The 15,777-nt window shown below is 69.5% G+C and carries 12 protein-coding genes; 4 read left to right on the top strand and 8 right to left on the bottom strand.

Annotation, left to right across the window (positions count from 1 at the left end):
- Nucleotides 1-147: 147 nt before the first annotated feature.
- Nucleotides 148-1,644 (top strand): FAD/NAD(P)-binding protein, encoded by a 1,497-nt coding sequence (locus DM194_RS19590; RefSeq protein WP_246024513.1) that lies wholly within the window; start codon nt 148-150, stop codon nt 1,642-1,644.
- A gap of 38 nt (nt 1,645-1,682) precedes the next feature.
- Here DM194_RS19590 and DM194_RS19585 read toward each other — a convergent pair whose 3' ends face one another.
- The 5 genes from DM194_RS19585 to DM194_RS19565 all read right to left on the bottom strand — a co-directional run bounded on the left by DM194_RS19585 (nt 1,683) and on the right by DM194_RS19565 (nt 6,737).
- The gene (locus DM194_RS19585) at nt 1,683-2,387 is read right to left on the bottom strand and encodes an aspartate/glutamate racemase family protein (protein ID WP_111069265.1); all 705 of its coding nucleotides are present in this window, start codon (nt 2,385-2,387) and stop codon (nt 1,683-1,685) included.
- A gap of 14 nt (nt 2,388-2,401) precedes the next feature.
- Nucleotides 2,402-3,241 (bottom strand): ABC transporter permease, encoded by an 840-nt coding sequence (locus DM194_RS19580; protein WP_111069264.1) that lies wholly within the window; start codon nt 3,239-3,241, stop codon nt 2,402-2,404.
- 3 nt (nt 3,242-3,244) lie between these two features.
- Nucleotides 3,245-4,162: an ABC transporter permease gene (locus tag DM194_RS19575; protein WP_176581470.1), complete on the bottom strand. Its 918-nt coding sequence runs from the start codon at nt 4,160-4,162 to the stop codon at nt 3,245-3,247.
- A 207-nt stretch (nt 4,163-4,369) separates the two neighbouring features.
- Complete coding sequence (locus DM194_RS19570) at nt 4,370-5,674, bottom strand: ABC transporter substrate-binding protein (protein ID WP_111069263.1); 1,305 nt, start codon at nt 5,672-5,674, stop codon at nt 4,370-4,372.
- A 58-nt stretch (nt 5,675-5,732) separates the two neighbouring features.
- On the bottom strand, nt 5,733-6,737 hold the full coding sequence (locus DM194_RS19565; protein WP_111069262.1) for an ABC transporter ATP-binding protein: 1,005 nt from the start codon (nt 6,735-6,737) through the stop codon (nt 5,733-5,735).
- Nucleotides 6,738-7,027: 290 nt separating this feature from the next.
- Between DM194_RS19565 and DM194_RS19560 the strand changes: the two genes are divergently transcribed.
- Nucleotides 7,028-7,780, top strand: a complete 753-nt coding sequence (locus tag DM194_RS19560) for a GntR family transcriptional regulator (protein WP_111069261.1) — start codon at nt 7,028-7,030, stop codon at nt 7,778-7,780.
- A 211-nt stretch (nt 7,781-7,991) separates the two neighbouring features.
- Nucleotides 7,992-8,660, top strand: a complete 669-nt coding sequence (locus tag DM194_RS19555) for an HAD-IA family hydrolase (protein WP_111069260.1) — start codon at nt 7,992-7,994, stop codon at nt 8,658-8,660.
- Nucleotides 8,661-8,694: 34 nt separating this feature from the next.
- Here DM194_RS19555 and nagA read toward each other — a convergent pair whose 3' ends face one another.
- From nagA to ptsG, 3 genes are all read right to left on the bottom strand, one after another.
- Nucleotides 8,695-9,855: an N-acetylglucosamine-6-phosphate deacetylase gene (gene nagA, locus DM194_RS19550; protein WP_111069259.1), complete on the bottom strand. Its 1,161-nt coding sequence runs from the start codon at nt 9,853-9,855 to the stop codon at nt 8,695-8,697.
- The gene (locus tag DM194_RS19545; RefSeq protein WP_111069258.1) at nt 9,855-10,901 is read right to left on the bottom strand and encodes an SIS domain-containing protein; all 1,047 of its coding nucleotides are present in this window, start codon (nt 10,899-10,901) and stop codon (nt 9,855-9,857) included. The genes nagA and DM194_RS19545 overlap by 1 nt, the downstream gene beginning before the upstream one ends.
- Nucleotides 10,902-11,033: 132 nt before the next feature.
- Entirely contained in the window at nt 11,034-12,833 is a 1,800-nt protein-coding gene (gene ptsG / locus DM194_RS19540) for a PTS glucose transporter subunit IIBC (protein WP_111069257.1), read from the bottom strand.
- Between the two features lie 339 nt (nt 12,834-13,172).
- Here ptsG and ptsP point away from each other — a divergent pair, with 339 nt between their 5' ends.
- The gene (ptsP, locus tag DM194_RS19535; RefSeq protein ID WP_111069256.1) at nt 13,173-15,758 is read left to right on the top strand and encodes a phosphoenolpyruvate--protein phosphotransferase; all 2,586 of its coding nucleotides are present in this window, start codon (nt 13,173-13,175) and stop codon (nt 15,756-15,758) included.
- Nucleotides 15,759-15,777 lie beyond the last annotated feature (19 nt).

The following is a 15,777-nucleotide window of genomic DNA, read 5'->3' as shown; positions in this document are numbered from 1 at the left end:
CGCGAGTACCCCGGCTCAGACACGGCCTTTGCAGTTCCGAAGCCGGGGGGATTGATCGTCAACGGCCGGCCTTTTCCGGAATGACTCACGGAAGGACGCACTCCGATGCCTGCAACGCCTCACTTCCATCCGCCCGGCGGCAGTCCCTTGGGAGTTCCTGAGCGCCACATCGCCATCGTCGGCGCAGGCTTCACCGGCAGCCTGCTGGCGGCCCACCTGCTGCGCGGCGCGCGGTCGCCCCTGGTGGTCCATCTGATCGAATATGGCAGCAGACCGGGAACCGGCGTCGCCTATTCCACCCCCAACGGCGCCCATGTGCTGAACGTCCGCGCCTATAACATGAGCGCCTATCCGGACGACCCGCGCCATTTCCTGCGCTGGCTGTGGAGCCGGCCGGAAGGGCCGACAGCGGAACAGCCGGTGCCGCCCAGCGGCCACGCCTTCGTGTCGCGCGCCCTTTACGGCACCTACATCCAGGACGTTCTGGCGGAAGCGCAGGCGGAGGCCCCCAGCCACGCGCGCCTCAACCTGATCCGCGGCGAGGCGGTGGACGTCCGCACCGAGGAACCGGCCAACGGCAGACGTACGGTGCATGTGCGCCTCGGCGACGGCCGCGTGGTCAGCGCCGATACCGCCGCGCTCTGCATCGGCAACTTCCCGCCATCGGCGCCCTCCCTGGCTTCGGCGACGGCGGCGGAGGCCTTCGCGTCCGACCGCTTCATCGGCGACCCGTGGGATGCCGCCGCCATCGGCCGCATCGGCCAGGACGCGTCGGTCGCCATTCTCGGCACCGGCCTGACCATGGTGGACACGGTGCTGTCACTGCTCGACCAGGGGCATCGCGGCCCGATCACCGCCGTGTCGCGCCGCGGCCTGCTGCCGATGCGCCATGAGGAGACGCGGCCCTACACCTCCTTCCTGCATCCCGACGTGCTGCCCAGCACGGTGCTGGACGTGCTGATCGCGTTGAAGGCGGATGCGCGCCGGGCGGTCGCGGACGGCTATGACTGGCGGTCGGCCTTCGACGCGCTGCGTCCGCACCATCACCGCATCTGGTCGCATCTGCCGATGGAGGAGCGCCGCCGCTTCCTGCGTCACGCCCGCCCCTTCTGGGAGGTGCACCGCCACCGCATGGCCCCGCAGGTGGCCGACCGGATCGCCGCCGCCCGTGCGGCCGGCCAGTTGACGATCCTGCCGGGCCGGCTGAAGGACGCGGCATCGACCGCGAATGGGCTGGACCTGCACATCGTCGAGCGCGGAGGCGGCTCGACGCGGGTGCTGTCGCCGAATGCGCTGATAAACGCGACCGGCACCAACTGCGACTACACCCGCATCCGTCATCCGCTGGTGCGCTCGCTGCTGGACCGCGGCCTCGCGCGGCCGGACCCGCTGCGGCTGGGGCTGGACGTGACCGAAGGCGGTGCGGTGATCGCCGCCGACGGCACCCCGGCGCCCTGTCTGCTGGCCTTCGGCCCGGTCGCCAAGGCGCCCTTCTGGGAAATGACCGCCGTGCCCGAACTCCGCAGCCAATGCGCGGACGCGGCCCGGCGGATACTGGACGGCCTCACCGGCGGCGCCGCGACCGGCCAAGGGGCGATGCCGGTGATGCCGGTTCTGGAGCGCACCGGTCCACGGCGGATTTAGGGAGCGGATTTAGGGATAGGATGTGAAGTGGCGGAAGCTCACCGCGCCTTCGGCAGCGGCGGCGCGTAGCCGCCGGCCTTGCTGGTGCGCAGGCCGAGCGCCGCCAGCCCCTCCACCAGCTTCACGGCGGCGGTGACGCCGTCGACCACGGGCAGGCCCATCTCCTCGCTCAGCGAGCGGGCGAGCTCGGCCATGCCGGCGCAGCCCAGCACGATGGTCTCGGCTCCGTCCTGCTCCATGGCCCGGCGGATTTCGGCGCGCACGCGGCCGACGGCGCCCGACGCCGGGTCCTCCAGCGCCAGGACGGGCACGCCCGCCGCGCGGACGGTGCAGCGGCCGGCCATGCCGTAACGCTGCGCCAGACGTTCCAGCGCCGGAATCGAGCGGGGCAGCGTCGTCACCACGCTGAAGCGGCCGCCCAGCAGCCCGGCGGTCTGCATCGCCGCCTCGCAGATGCCGATGACCGGCGCGGTGGCGAGGCTGCGCGCGGCATCCAGCCCGACATCATCGAAACAGGCGATCACGGTGCCGGCGATGACGCTCCCGCTCTGGTGCCGGTCGATTTCCGCCAGCAATCCGGGGACGGCCAGCGCCTCGTCGTAATAGCCCTCGATGCTGGCGGGGCCGGTCGGCGGGTTGGTGGCGAGGATCTCCGTGCCCGGCGCCGCGACACCGCGGGCGGCGGCGCCGATCCGCTCGGTCATGGAGGCGGTGCTGTTCGGGTTGACGACCAGGATGCGCATGGTGGTGTTGATCCTCAAATGCCGCTTCGGCGCAGGCGGTGGCGGCGCAGCGCGATCAGACCCAGCAGGAACAGGCCGATCACGGCGAAGGAGAAGAGCGTCGTCAGCGACCCCAGCGCGTAGAGCACCGGCGTGGTGACGTTGGTGGTCATGCCGTAGATCTCCAGCGGCAGCGTGTTGAAGCTGCCGGCGGTCATCAGCGTGCGCGCGAACTCGTCATAGGACAGGGTGAAGCCGAACAGCCCGACGCCGATCAGGCTGGGCAGCAGGATCGGCAGCACGACATGGCGCACCGTCTGCCAGGGCGAGGCGCCGAGGTCGCGCGCCGCCTCCTCATAGGCCGGGTTGAAGCGGTTGAAGATGGCGAAGACGATCAGCAGGCCGAAGGGCAGCGTCCAGGTCAGATGCGCGCCCAGCGCCGAGCTGTACCAGGCCGGTTCCAGCCCCAGGATGTTGAAGAACAGGCCGATGCCCAGGCTGACCAGGATCGACGGCACGATCAGGCTGGCGACGGCGAGATAGAACAGCGCCCCGCTGCCCCGGAAGCGCCGGCGGAAGGCGAAGCCGGCCAGCACCGAGAACAGCACGGTCAGCACCATCACCATCAGCCCCAGCGCGATGGAGCGGCGGAAGGAGCCGCCGAAATCGCCCACCGCCTGCTGTTCGAACAGGTTGCGGAACCAGTGCAGCGAGACGCCGTTCATCGGGAAGGTCAGCCCGCCTTCAGGCCCCTGGAAGGACAGGATCAGGATGGTCGCGGTCGGGCCGTAGAGGAACAGCACGAACAGCGCGAAGAAGGCGGCCAGCAGGTAGAAGGACAGGCCGCGGCGGGATGTGTTGCCAAATCCACTCATGGCTCACAACTCCTTGCGGATATCGACGACGCGCAGCATCGCCACCACCATGATCAGGACGACCGCCAGCAGCACCACGGCGTTGGCGGCGGCAGCCGGGTATTGCAGCAGCGAGATCTCGTTGGCGATCATCAGCCCGATGGAGGCGCTCTGCCCGCCGCTCATCAGCCGCACGGTGATGAAGTCGCCCATCACCAGCGTGACGACGAAGATCGAACCGATGGCGATGCCGGGCTTGGTCAGCGGCAGGATGACGTTCCACAGCGTCTGCGCCGCGCTGGCACCGCCGTCGCGCGCCGCCTCGATCAGCGCGCGGTCGATGCGCATCATCGAATTGAAGATCGGCACCACCATGAACAGCGCATAGAGGTGGACGAAGGCCAGCACGACCGAGAAGTCTGAGAACAGCAGGAATTCCAGTGGCTGGTCGATGATCCCGGCGGAGATCAGGCCGGAATTCAACAGCCCGTTGCGTCCCAGGAACGGGATCCACGAGATCATGCGGATGATGTTGGAGGTCCAGAACGGAATGGTGCAGACCAGGAACAGCACCATCTGCCAGGTGGTGGACCGCACATGGAAGGCCAGGAAATACGCCACCGTGAAACCGATGACGAGCGTGATCGCCCAGGTCAGCGCCGCATATTTCAGCGTGTTCAGATAGGTCTTCCAGGTGACCGGCGAGGTCAGCAGCTCGGTGTAGTTGGTCAGCACGAAATCCGGGTAGATCCGCACGCTGTCGTAATCCCAGAAGCTGACCGCGACGATGGTCAGGATCGGCACCAGCAGGAACAGCAGCAGCGCGACGGTCAGCGGCGCCGCCTGGAGATAAGGGGCGATGCGCGGCAGCAGTCGCGGGCGCCTCTCCCTGCCGGCGGCGGCCGTGACGGACGGTCGGGACGTTTCGGCGGTCAGGGTCATGGGCGGGATCCTGCGGGTTGGGGTGTACTGGTGGCGATCATTGCCCTCTCCCACGCCGGGAGAGGGAGGGGACCCGCGCCTTCAGGCGTAGGGAGAGTGAGGGGGACCCGAGACTCCCGAACCGCATGGTTCCTTGAATCACCCCTCACCCTTCCCATGCTCCGCATGGGCCCCTTCCCGCTCCCGAGGCGGGAGAGGGAACTTCGACTAGGCCGCGACGAACTCGTTCCACTTGCGGACCATGTAGCGGTCCTCGTCCATCACCGCGTTCCAGCAGGCGACGCTGCCCATGCGCTCCTGGAAGGATCCGCCGTCGCGCACGGCTCCGGCCTTTTCCATCACCTTGCCTTCGGGGCTGAGGATGTCGGTCTTGGCCGGCTGGCCCTCCATCCAGAACGCCCATTCGTCCGGCGTCATGTGCTCCTTGGCGGTGTCGAGCACGGCCGAGTAATAGCCCTGCCGGTTCAGGTAGGCGCCGACCCAGCCCGACAGATACCAGTTGATGTACTCGTAGGCCGCCTCCAGCTCCAGGCCGCTCAGATGCTTGGCGATGCCAAGGCCGCCGCCCCAGGCGCGGTAACCTTCCTTCAGCGGCTGGTAGACGCACGGGATGCCCTTGGCGCGCACGGCGGCGACGGCGGGCGACCACATGGACTGGATGATGACCTCGCCCGACGACATCAGGTTGACGCTCTCGTCGAAGGTCTTCCAGAAGGCGCGGAACTGGCCGGCCTTCTTGGCCTCGGTCATGATCTTGAGGGTCTTGTCGATCTCCTCCTTGGTCATGTTCCCCTTGTCGCCGTACTTGATCTCGCCCATCGCCTCGCAGACCATGGCGGCGTCCATGATGCCGATCGACGGGATGTTCAGCAGCGATGCCTTGCCCTTGAAGGCGGGGTCGAGCAGATCCTTCCAGCTGGAGATCGGCCGGCCGACCAGATCGGGGCGGATGCCCAGCGTGTCGGCGTTGTAGATGGTCGGGATCAGCGTCATCCACTGTGTCGGCGACTTGGCGAACTTGGTGCTGTCCTTGCCCTCGACGAAGCCGACGGTGTGGGGGGCGGTGCCCTGGGCGATGGCGCTGTCCGGCGTCAGCCGGCCGGTCACGAAGATCGGGACGATCTTGTCGAAGTTCTTGATCTTGCTCACGTCCATCGGCTGCATCACGCCGGCCGGGAAGACCTTCTTGCAGATCCAGTATTCGATGTCGGCGATGTCGTAGGACTTCGGCTGGGTCACCGCGCGCTGCGTCACCGCGTCGGAATCGAGCGCCGTCATCTGCAGGGTGAAGCCCAGATCCTCCTTCACCTTGTCGGCGACGGCGTTCAGGTTCGACACGCCGGTGCCGAACTGACGCAGCGTGATGTTCTTGATGTTCTGCGCCCAGATGGTCGGAAAGCCGGTGATCGCGCCGGAGCCGACGGCGGTGCCCGCCACGACGGCGGTGCCCTTCAGCAGGGTGCGGCGGCTGACGCCGGTGGAGGGCTTCGAAGGAATGCGCGTATCGGTCATGGGTGAGCCTCCAGTCTGTTCGTCGTGTTGTTTTTTGGTAAGCGCTTTTGAAAGGAGATCAGGACGCCAGCGGGTGGACATCCCGCCGGCTCCAGCCGGCGCGCACGCGGTCGCCGACCGTGACCGGCGCGTCGAAATAGCGGGCCTCGTCCAGCACGACGGCGAATTCGTCGGCGCCGGGAATGTCGAGGCTGAGATGGACGGAAGCGCCGTGATACTCCAGCGAGCGCACCGTGCCCTCCACCTGGATCTCCGTCGGCAGGTCGGCGCCGCCCAACTGGATGCGGTCGGCGCGCACGGCGCAGCGCCCGGCATCGCCGACCACCCCGCCTTCGATCACATTGTGGCCGCCGATGAAGCGGGCGACGAAGGCGGTGCGCGGATGGTTGAACAGTTCGCGCGGCGGCCCCGCCTGCTCAATCCGGCCCTGGTTCATCACCACGGCGAGATCGGCCAGCGCCATCGCCTCGGTCTGGCTGTGGGTGACGTGGATGAAGGTGATGCCGATGTCGCGGTGCAGGCGCTTCAGCTCCTCCCGCATGCGCACACGCAGGAAGGGGTCGAGCGCCGACAGCGGCTCGTCCAGCAGAAGCACGCCCGGCTGGGGGATCAGCGCGCGGGCCAGCGCGACGCGCTGCTGCTGTCCGCCCGACAGCTGCGACGGCAGACGGCCGGCATATTTGCTCATGTCGACGAGGTCGAGCATCTCGCGCGCCCGGCGGCGGCGCTCCTCCTTGGCGACGCCCTTCATCTTCAGGCTGAAGGCGACGTTGTCGGTGCAGTCCAGATGGGGGAACAGGGCGTAGCTCTGGAACATCATCGCCGTGCCGCGCTCGGCCGGCGGATCGTCATTGACCACCGTATCGCCGATCAGCAGGTCGCCGTCCGTGATGTCCTCATGCCCGGCGATCATCCGCAGGGTGGAGGTCTTGCCGCAGCCGCTCGGCCCCAGCAGACAGCAGTAGGAGCCGGCGGCGATGCGCAGATCGATGCCGTCCACCGCCACGGTCGCGCCATAGGCCTTGCGCAGCTTCACGAGTTCGACCGTCGAACCTGCCGTCATCGGAGCGCCTCCACAATTGTGCACAATCTGCGCGGTCGTTTGTGACCTGTTCGCCTTCTGCATGTCGCGTGCCAGCGATCCGATGGCGGAAATCGGTCGATCCCCGACCGCTCCATTGCGCAAAAGATCGGCATTTGTGCACGGGCTTGCCGCAGTGGCGTTGTTTTGGGCAAAGTGAACCGCGCAGGTCATCGTTGCCCCGCATGGTCGATTGCGCTTCCACTTCTGGCCCGCTTTGTGCACAATCAGTGGTGCGTTTCCCGCACACCGACAAAAGCACTTCACCCCCGATGACGACCACCTCCCCAGTCAAGCCTGCCCGCCGCACGCCCCTCCCCCGCAACGGCGCCCGCAACAGCGCCGAATCCCGCATCGTCCGCAGCATCGGGGAGGCGATCGCCGACCGCCGCCTGCCGCCCGGCACCAAGCTGGCCGAGGAAAGCCTGGCGGAAGCCTTCGGGGTCAGCCGCGAGCGGGTGCGCAAGGTTCTGCTTCTGCTGGCGCAGCGACGGGTGGTGACGCTGATCCCCAACCGCGGCGCCTTCGTCACCAAGCCGACACCGAAAGAGGCGCGCGAGGTGTTCGAGGCCCGCCGGGTGATCGAACGCGCGATCATGGAACGGCTCGAACGGATGCCGCGTCCCCTGCCAGACGACGTACTGGAAAAGCTGCGCGGCCACGGCGCGCTGGAGGATGCCGCAGAGCTTGCGGCGGACCGCAAGGCGATGATCCGGCTGTCCGGCCAGTTCCATCTTCTGTTGGCGGAATTCGCCGGCAACGCGACGCTGACGGGGATCCTGGCCGACCTGATCGACCGGTCCGGCCTCGCCATCGCGGCCTTCGAGCGGCGGTCGTCGCACACCTGCTCCGCCGATGATCACCGCCGCCTGATCGCCGCTCTGATCGGCAACGCGCCGGGCGAGGCGACCGCGCTGATGATCGAGCATCTCGACGAGGTCGAGCGTCAGCTGGATCTGGACGCCAGGACCGACACCCGGATCGACCTGAAGGCGATCTTCGCCGGCGAGCCGGAGCCGGCCTGACGCGACAAGCCACCTCTGCACTTCTGGGGTTCCCGACGGCACCCCCGCCCTTTATATTGAGCGCCGCACCGTCCCGGAGAGCGGAACTTCGCTGGGGTTCGTCCGTTCCCATCACCACGGCGGCGCCTATGACTTCGCTGTGGAACCGTCGCTGGCCCGATCCCTGCGGATCATCCCCTCCCATGCGGAAAAATCCTGACGAGAGCGTGCGATGAAGCCTGCCCTTGATACCCCGTTCCGTGTCCGCGCCATCCTGTTCGACATGGACGGAACCCTGATCGATACGAAGGGCCCCGTCGAGCGGGCATGGCGCGGCTGGGCCGCCCGGCACGGCCTGGATCCGGACGCCATCCTCGCGACCTGCCACGGCCGCCGCACCATCGAGACCGTCCGCCGCTACGCCCCCGCTGGCCTCGATTTCGAGGAGGAGGTCCGGCTGGTCGAGGACGTCTACACCAACGACACCGAAGGCGTGCTGGCGGTCCGCGGCGCACGGGAACTGCTGCAATCGCTGCCGCGCCACCGCTGGGCGGTGGTGACCTCCGCCCCGCAGGACATGGCGCGCACGCGCATCCGGCAGGCCGGCCTGCCCCTGCCCGACCTGCTGATCGGCGCCGACAACGTCAGCCACGGCAAGCCCGACCCGGAAGGCTACCGCAGCGCCGCCGAGACGCTGGTCTTCGACCCGCGCGAGACCCTGGTGATCGAAGACGCCCCGCCGGGACTGGAAGCCGGACACGCCGCCGGCGCCTGGGTGATCGCCCTGACTACCACCCTGCCGGCCGAAGAGTTGGGCGAGAACCTGTGCCTGCCCGATCTGGCGGCGCTGCGGGTCCGGGTGGACGAGGATGGGTTGGAGATCGTGGCGGTTGGCGGGTGACGGGCCGGTAAGGCTTGAACTTCGGCCGCCGCCTTCAAGCCCCCTGCCACTCCCCCTGCACCCAGGTTCCGCGCACCGTGAGATCGGGCCGCAGCAGCACCAGATCCGCCCGCCAGCCTGGCGCGATCCGTCCACGCTCGCCGGCCATCCCCAAGAACTCCGCCGGATAGAGCGACGCCATCCGCAGTGATTCCTCCAGCGGCAGGCCGATCAGCGTTCCCGCATTGCGCACCGCCGTCGCCATGTCGAGATCGGCCCCCGCCAGCGTGCCGTCGGCCAGGACCAGCCGGCCGTCCCGCCGGTAGATCGTCCGGCCGTTCAGCTCGAAGCGATCCGCATCGGTGCCGGTCGGCGGCATGGCGTCGGTCACCAGCATCATCCGCCCGCGCGGCCGGGCGGCCAGCGCCGCCCGCATCATCAGCGGATGGACGTGATACCCGTCGGCGATCAGCCCGCACCAGGGGCGCCCATCGGCCAGCGCCGCGCCGGCAGGGCCGGGCTGACGGTTGGCGATGCCGGGCATGGCGTTGTAGAGATGGGTGACCCCGCGCACGCCGAGGTCGAAAGCCTCCACCACCCGCTCCGCGCTCGCCATGGTGTGGCCGACGGACAGGATCACCCCGGCGGCCATCAGGCGCGACAGGGCGGCATCCTCCACGCATTCCGGCGCCAGGGTCAGCAGCACCCGCCCGCCCTGCATCCGCGCCGGCAGGCCGCCGATGAAGTCAAGGTCGGCCCCGTCCGGGGCGCGGACGAAGCGCGGGTCATGGGCGCCCACCCGCTGCGGGCTGATGAAGGGGCCTTCGAAATGGATGCCCAGAACCCCGCTGCCGGGTTGCGCCACCGCCGTCACCGCGGCCTCGGCGGCGGCGCGATGGCATTCGGGCGTGTCGGTGATGATGGTCGGCAGCAGCCCGGTGGTGCCGAAGGGCCGGTGCGCCGCGGCAATGGCGAGCGCCGCCTCCGCCGTGGGCTGCCCATTGAACAGCACGCCGCCGCCGCCATTCACCTGGATGTCGATGAAGCCGGGAGCCAGCAGGTCGCCGGCCTCCAGCGTCACCGTCCGGTCGATGCCGGGCGGAATGCGGCCGGGGGCCACGATGTCGAGGATGCGGCCATCCCCGACCAGCAGGCTGCGGCCGTCGAGGATGGTCTCGCCCGTGAAAATCCGGGCGCCTGTCAGGAGTTGTCGCATCAGACGGTCTTCGTCACTTTGGCGAGGTTGGGCGGGCTGTCGGGATCGATGCCGCGGGCCAGCGCCAGTTCATAGACCGCGCCGTAGAAGCTCTGCAATGCCGCCAGCGGCGCGGCTTCCGGCGCAAGGTTGCGCAGGCTGGGCAGCGGCGTGGTGCCGGCAAGGCCGCTTTCGGTGGTGGCGACGGCGGCCCCCAGCCCGACGATGCGTTCGACCACCGCGCGGGTGTGCGGCTCCGCCGCGTCGGCCTGGGTCAGGGCGAGCACGGGGAATCCCGGACCGGCCAGCGCCAGCGGTCCGTGGACGACCTCCGCGGCGCTGAAGGCTTCCGCATGCAGGCGGCAGGTTTCCTTGAACTTCAGCGCCATCTCCAGCGCCGCCCCGAAGCCGACGCCGCGCCCCAGCACATAGAGGCTCCGCGCATCGGCGAGCGGCATCAGCGCCGGTTGCCAGTCCAGCGCCCGCGCCGCCTCCAGCGTCTCCGGCAGGGCGGCCAGCGTGGCCTTCAGCGCCGGGTCGCCCTGCCAGTGGGCGACCAGTTGCAGGTAGGCGGCGAACGAGGCGATGCAGGACTTTGTCGCGGCGACGCTGCGTTCCGGCCCGGCCGACAGCGGCAGGCAATGGTCGCACAGGCCCGCCAGCGGCGAGCCCGCCGCATTGACGAAGCCGACCACCAGCGCCCCGCCGGCCTTCGCCGCCTCGGCCAGCCGCAGCAGGTCCGGGCTGCGGCCGGATTGCGAGACGGCGACGAACAGCGCGCCCTCCAGGCTCAGCCGCCCGCCATAGACCGAGGCGATCGACGGCCCGATGGAGGCCACCGCCCGGCCCATGCGTGTTTCGATCAGGTATTTGCCGTAGGCCGACGCATGGTCGGAACTGCCCCGCGCGCAGGTGACGACGAAGCGCGGCGGTTGACGGCGCAGTTGCTCCCCCAGTTCGGCGAAACCGGCGCCGCAGCGCTCGATCTGCCGGGCCACCGCGGCGGGCGCCTCCGCCGCCTCGGTGGCCATCAGGGGGAGAGTCCCGGGCAGCTTCTGCTCTGTCATGGCGGGGCTCGCGATCGACCGGCACTGATACCGGTTTAGGACCATCCGGCACCGAAGGCCAGCCTCCATCGGCGCGGCCGGGAAAAGCCGCGCCGGAGGGATGGAACCGCCGAGCGCCGGGCGAAACCCGCGCTACTCGGCGGCGCGGCGCCCGCCCGGCAGCAGGCCGGTCAGCGCGCCGGCCATCGCGTCGGCGTCATTGCCGATGATCAGGTCGAGGCCGTTGGCGCCCAGCCCCATCACGGCACGGACGCCGGCCCTCTTCAGCGCCTCGGCATTCGCCTTGCCGGCGTCGGCCAGCTCGATCCGCAGACGTGTGGTGGCGAAGGCCGCGAGCGTCTTGATGTTGCCGGCACCGCCCAGCGCCTCGGCGATGCGGGCGGCGCGGTCGGTCGGCAGCGGTGCGGCCGGAGCATCGGTGGAGGGGGCGGAGACCGGGCCGGCGGAAACCGGCGTCGCCGCGGCGGCCGCCGGAGCGTCGGCCTCCGGGCCGGCGGAGCGCAGATACTCCTGCATCTCCGTCTTCAGGTTCTCCGACAGGGTGCCGAACACCGCCTGCACGCTGTCGCGCACCCGGAGGATGCCGGATGCGCCCATGCTGCGCAGCTTGCCCTCGTCGACGCGGGCCGGATCCTTCACCACCACGCGCAGCCGGGTGATGCAGGCGTCCAGGTTGGAGATGTTGCCGCGCCCGCCGAAGGCCAGCACGAGGTCTCGCGCCCGCTCGCTGCCGCTGACGGCGGCGGCGGCGCCCTCCGCCGCATCCTCGCGTCCGGGGGTCTTCAGGTCCAGCACCCGGATGGTATAGCGGAACACCACGTAATAGAGCACCGCATAGGCCGGCCCCAGGATCAGCACCAGCCACCATTTCTGCGAATAGGGGCTGAGCACGTTGAACAGCATGAAGTCGATGCCGCCCTGCGAGAAGGTGAAGCCCATATGGGCGCCCAGCGAGTTCATGATGAACTGCGAGGTCGCCGCGAGAACCGCATGGATCAGGTACAGCACCGGCGCCAGGAACAGGAACGCGAATTCGATCGGTTCCGTGATGCCGGTCAGGAAGGAGGTGAGCGCCGCGGAAACCATGATGCCGCCGACGCGCACCCGGTTCTCCGGCTTGGCCATGTGCCACATGGCGATGGCCGCGGCCGGCAGGCCGAACATCTTGAACAGGAAGGCGCCGGACAGGATGCCGGCGGTGGGGTCGCCGGCGAAGTAGCGGGCGATGTCGCCATGGACGGTCTGGCCCTGGGCGTTCTGGAAGGATCCGATCTCGAAGAAGAAGGGCACGTTCCAGATGTGGTGCAGGCCGAAGGGGATCAGCAGGCGTTCGACGAAACCGTAGATGGTCGCCGCGAGACGCGGATCGTTCACCGCCGCCCAGTGCGAGAAGCTGTTGATGCCGCTCTGGATCGGCGGCCAGATCACCGACAGCACGACGCCCAGCACGATGGCGGCCAGCGCGGTGACGATCGGCACGAAGCGCTTGCCGGCGAAGAAGCCGAGATAGGCCGGAAGGGTGATCTTGTAGAAGCGGTTGAACATCGCCGCCGCGAGGCCGCCGGCCAGGATGCCGCCGAAAACGCCGGTCTCCATGGACTTGATGCCCATGATGGTCTTGGGCTCCATGCCCCAGACCCCGGTCATCACGCCCAGCGTGGCCAGCATCACGATATAGCCGATGGTGGCGGCGATGGCCGACACGCCGTCATTCTCGGTATAGCCCAGCGCGACGCCGATGGCGAAGATCAGCGGAAGGTTTCCGAAGATCACGTCGCCCGAGTTCTTCATCAGCGCCGACAGCAGCGGCGGCATCCATTCGAAGTTCGCGGCACCGATGCCCAACAGCAGGCCGGCGACGGGAAGCACCGCCACCGGAAGCATCAGCGATTTGCCGATCTTCTGTAGAAACGCAAAGGGATTCAATGCCATGGCGGCTCTCCCGCAATTTGTCCGGCGGCGGCGGCTTCGTCAGCCCCGGATGGGAGTACAACCCGCACGGAGCTCAGGTCTCACGACATAGGCGACGGAGCATCCAGGGCAAGGCTTGCGGCTTATCCCCGATGCGCTTGACCCGGCGCTGATTGGCGGAAGGCATCCGCCTTTTCCGGACGGAAAGTTCGGATACCTTACTGCGGGAACTGCGCTCGGCCCATGGGGCGTCCGCGTATATGCGGAAATGCCAGCATCGCGACGTGCCGGCCGCAAAACGATACGGTCGTCCGACGAAGGCGTCCGCAGGGGTCGATGCGTCCAGAATGAGGATCAACCATGACCGCGATCACGCTTGCAGCACCCTTGGCCGGTTGGGCCATGCCGCTGACCGAGGTACCCGACCCCGCCTTCTCCCAGGGGCTCGTCGGGACCGGCATGGCCATCGACCCGACCGTGAACGAGTTGCGCAGCCCTTGCGACGGCGTCGTGCTGTCGGTTCACCGCGCGCACCACGCCTGCACGGTACGGGCGGCGAGCGGCGCGGAGGTGCTGCTGCATCTGGGCGTCGACACCGTGGGGCTGAACGGCGAAGGCTTCACCGCCCATGTCCGCGACGGGCAGGCGGTGAAGGCCGGCGATCCCCTGATCAGCTTCGACATGGATCTGGTGGGAAGCCGGGCGCAGAGCCTGGTCAGCATGATGGTCATCGTGAATGACGGCTTCACCGTCGACGGCCAGTCCGTCAACCGCGTGATCGCGGTGGGCGAGCCGGCGATGACCGTCCACGGCGGCAGTGTCGCCGGTTCATCTCCATCCGCTGCCGCCTCCGCTGCCGCGGCTTCGCCCGCCGCCGATCCGGGCGAAACGGCCGAGCGGACGGTGGCCCTGCGCATCGCCCACGGCCTGCATGCCCGTCCGGCCGCGGCCCTGGTCGCCGCCGCCAAGGCGCATCCCGGCGCCGTCACCATCCTCTGCCGCGACCGCGGCGCGAATGCCAAGAGCGTCGTCGCCCTGATGGGGCTCGGCACCGTGCTGGGCGACCGGCTGACCGTGCGCGCCTCCGGCCCCGGTGCGCAGGGTGTGGTGGAGAGCATCGCCGGACTGATCGACAGCGGGCTCGGCGATCCAATCGTCGAAGATGCCGCTGCGGCGGCTGCCGTCACGGCCGCCCCGGCGCCCGCCGCTCCGGTCCCGCCGGCTGCGGAGGAGATCGGCCCGCCCTTCGCCCCCGGCGAACAGGTTCTGCTGAAGGGCACCATCGCCGTTCCGGGACAGGCGGTAGGAACCGTCGTCCGCCGCTTCCGCAGCGCCGTGAGCGTGGCGGAGGAGGGCGCCGGGCCGGCGGTGGAGGAGCCGCGGCTGCATCGGGCGCTGGACAGCGTGATTGCCGGGCTGGGCCGCTCGGCCGAGCGGATGCCGGAACACGCCGCCATCTTCCAGGCGCACCGCGAACTGCTGGACGACCCGGAATTGCTGGATAGCGCGCTCGCCGACATCCGCGCCGGCAAGAGCGCGGAATGGGCATGGCACCGGACGGCGCGGCGGCAGGCCGATGCGCTGGCGGCGCTGGCCGACCCGCGCATGGCGGAACGGGCGGCCGACCTGCGCGACCTGGAACAGCAGGTGCTGACCGTGCTGGCCGGCAAGGCGCCGAGCGTCGGTCTGGCGGAGCTGCCGGCCGGCAGCATCGTGCTGGCCGACGAGATCCTCCCCTCCGACCTTGCCGGCGTCCCGGCCGGACAGCTGGGCGGCATCGGCATGGTGCATGGCGGCCCGACCTCCCACGCCGTCATCCTGGCGGCGGCTCTCGGCGTGCCGACGGTGGTGGCGCTCGGCCGGCAGGCGGAACGGGTGCCGGACGGCGCCCCGGCCGTGATCGACGGCAACCGGGCCGAACTGCTGGTCTTCCCGCCGGAGGATATGCTGGCGAAGACCCGGACGGCCGTCGCCGCCCGCGCCGCCCGGCGCGAGGAGAACCGCCGCACCGCCGGCGAGGACTGCCGCATGGCCGACGGCACGCGGATCGAGGTGTTCGCCAATCTGGGCCGGGTCAGCGACGCCCCCGGCGCCGTGGCCGAAGGGGCGGAGGGCTGCGGCCTCCTGCGCACCGAATTCCTGTTCCTGGAGCGCCAGTCCGCCCCCTCGGAAGACGAGCAGTACCGGCAGTACCAGCAGATCGCCGACGCGCTGGCGGGCCGTCCGCTGGTGATCCGCACCTTGGATGTCGGCGGCGACAAGCCCCTGCCCTATCTGCCGCTGCCGAAGGAGGAGAACCCGGTTCTGGGCCTGCGCGGCGTCCGCGTGGGCTTGCGCGAACCCGAGCTTCTGCGCGCGCAGATCCGCGCCATCCTGCGGGTGAAGCCGACGGGCGCCTGCCGCATCATGGTGCCGATGATCGCCTCGCCGTCGGAACTGCGGGCGGTGCGCCGGATGGTGGACGAGGAGCGCGGGAAGCTCGGCCTGGCCGAGCCGATCGAGCTGGGCGCGATGATCGAGGTGCCGGCCGCGGCGCTGATCGCCGACCGCATCAGCGCGGTGGCCGATTTCCTGTCCATCGGCACCAACGACCTGACCCAGTATGTGCTGGCGATGGACCGCGGCAACCCGCATGTCGCGGCCCAGCTCGACGCCCTGCATCCGGGCGTGCTGCGGCTGATCCACCTCGCGGTGATGGGTGCCGAGACCTATGGCCGGACGGTCGCGGTCTGCGGCGGCTCCGCCTCCGACCCGATGGCGGCGCCGCTGCTGATCGGGCTGGGCGTGACGGAGCTGTCGGCCACCCCGGCGGTGATCGCCGACCTGAAGGCCTTCATCCGCACCCTGCGCATGGAGGACTGCCGCCGCGTCGCCGAGGCGGCGCTGGGCACCGACAGCGCCGACGAGGTCCGCCGGCTGGTGGCGGAGACCTGGCCGGCGATCTGACGTCAGGCCCTCCGGGGGA

The sequence above is a fragment of the Azospirillum ramasamyi genome (assembly GCF_003233655.1).
Classification (GTDB): domain Bacteria; phylum Pseudomonadota; class Alphaproteobacteria; order Azospirillales; family Azospirillaceae; genus Azospirillum; species Azospirillum ramasamyi.
This window is presented reverse-complemented; position numbering and strand designations above follow the sequence as displayed.